The organism is Humidesulfovibrio sp., from assembly GCF_035560995.1.
Lineage (GTDB): Bacteria > Desulfobacterota > Desulfovibrionia > Desulfovibrionales > Desulfovibrionaceae > Humidesulfovibrio.
Genome location: NZ_DATMYK010000081.1, coordinates 1 through 2,129 on the forward strand (window position 1 = coordinate 1; position 2,129 = coordinate 2,129).

Annotated in this window: 1 protein-coding gene and 1 pseudogene; both read left to right on the forward strand. The window is 66.2% G+C overall.

Going from position 1 to position 2,129, the window contains the following annotated elements; translation table 11 throughout:
* A partial coding sequence (dnaK, locus tag VN419_RS03075; RefSeq protein WP_325644328.1) for a molecular chaperone DnaK occupies positions 1-1,434 on the forward strand: 1,434 nt, incomplete at its 5' end.
* A gap of 116 nt (positions 1,435-1,550) precedes the next feature.
* Positions 1,551-2,129: pseudogene (locus VN419_RS03080) on the forward strand (hypothetical protein); the annotation flags it as partial.

Sequence of the window (2,129 nt, forward strand, 5' to 3'; positions counted from 1 at the left end):
GTCAAGCGCATCATCAACGAGCCCACGGCGGCCTCCCTCGCCTACGGCATGGACCGCAAGAAGAACGAAAAGATCGCCGTGTTCGACCTGGGCGGCGGCACCTTCGACATCTCCATCCTCGAGGTGGGCGACAACGTCGTCGAAGTGCGCGCCACCAACGGCGACACCTTCCTCGGCGGCGAAGACTTCGACCAGAAGGTCATCCAGTACCTCGTGGAAGAATTCAAGCGCGAGAACGGCATCGACCTGGCCAAGGACCGCATGGCCCTGCAGCGCCTGAAGGAGGCCTCTGAGAAGGCCAAGCAGGAGCTCTCCTCCACCATGGAGACCGAGATCAACCTGCCCTTCATCACCGCCGACCAGAACGGGCCCAAGCACCTCATGGTCAAGCTCTCCCGCGCCAAGCTGGAGTCCCTGGTCATGGATCTGGTGGAACGCACCATCGCCCCCTGCAAGAAGGCCCTGGCCGACGCCGGCCTCACCGCCAAGGACATCGACGAGGTGGTTCTGGTGGGCGGCATGACCCGCATGCCGCTCGTGCAGCAGAAGGTGGGCGAGTTCTTCGGCAAGGAGCCCAACCGCACCGTGAACCCCGACGAGGTCGTGTCCATGGGCGCGGCCATCCAGGGCGGCATCTTGGCGGGCGATGTGAAGGACGTGCTGCTCCTCGACGTCTCCCCGCTGTCGCTGGGCATCGAGACCATGGGCAGCGTGTTCACCAAGCTCATCGAGCGCAACACGACCATTCCCACGCGCAAGAGCCAGGTGTTCACCACCGCGGCCGATTCGCAGCCCTCGGTGTCCATCCACGTGCTCCAGGGCGAGCGCCCCATGGCCAGCGACAACATGACCCTGGGCCGTTTCGAGCTCACCGGCATTCTGCCCGCGCCGCGCGGCGTGCCGCAGATCGAGGTCACCTTCGACATCGACGCCAACGGCATCGTGAACGTGTCCGCCAAGGACACCGGCACCGGCAAGGAGCAGTCCATCCGCATCACCGCCTCCTCTGGCCTGTCTGAGACGGACATCGACCGCATGGTGAAGGACGCCGAGGCCCACGCCGAAGAGGACAAGAAGAAGCAGGCCCTCATCGAAGCCCGCAACCAGGCCGACAGCCTCGTCTACAGCACCGAAAAGAGCCTGCGCGACATCGGCGACAAGGTGGACCCGGTGCTCAAGGGTGACGTTGAGACCAAGATCGAGGCCGTGAAAAAGGCCCTGGAGACCGAGGACGTGGACACCATCAAGGCCGCGGCCGACGAACTGGCCCAGAGCAGCCACAAGCTGGCCGAGCAGCTGTACGCCCAGAAGCAGGCCGAGCCCGGCGCGGGCGCTGCCGGCGGCGCTGGCGGCTGTGCTGGCGGCACCTGCGGCGGTCAGGCCAAGCCCGCCGACGACAACGTGGTGGACGCGGACTACACCGAGGTCAAATAGCCCAGCAGGCCCAGCGCGGCTTGCCTTGCAAGGCAAGAGAGCTTACCATAATCCCGGCTTGCGGACCGTTCGCAGGCCGGGATTTTTTTTGCACCCAGCACGGGGGAGGCCACAGCATGAACAAGGCCACGATCACGCGCCGCCCGGGCGTCCGCTTTACAGCCGCCCGGCTGCTGGCAGCCGCGTTCACCCTCGCCGTCCTCACCGGGCTGGGCTGCTCCTCTTTGACCCTGCCGAACCCTTCGAAACAGCCGCAGGAGACCCTGAGCGAGCAGTCCACCCAGGACCTCGCGACCGAGGCCGACGGCTACTGGAAGGCGGGCAACAATCCCCTATCCGAACTGCTCTACTCCCGCCTGCTGGAACGCACGGACCTGGAACGCGCCGAGAAGCTGCAAGCCCTGGACCGGCTGGCCGCCAGCGCCTACAAAGCCCGGCATTTCTATCAGGCCAAGCAGGCTCTGGACCGCCGCGCCGCCACGGACAAGACCGTACTGGCCGCCTGGACCTGGCACGAGCTGTACATCCGCACCCTGGCCGCCTTGAACCGCCAGGACCTGCTCGACACCCACCAGGCCTGGATCATGGCCCACCCGGAGCTGCCCTTTGAGGTGCGGGCAAGGGCCGTGGTGCTCTTTTCGGAATTCGGCGCACGCGCAGGAGACGACGCCCGGACCCTGGACTCCCTGGCCGAG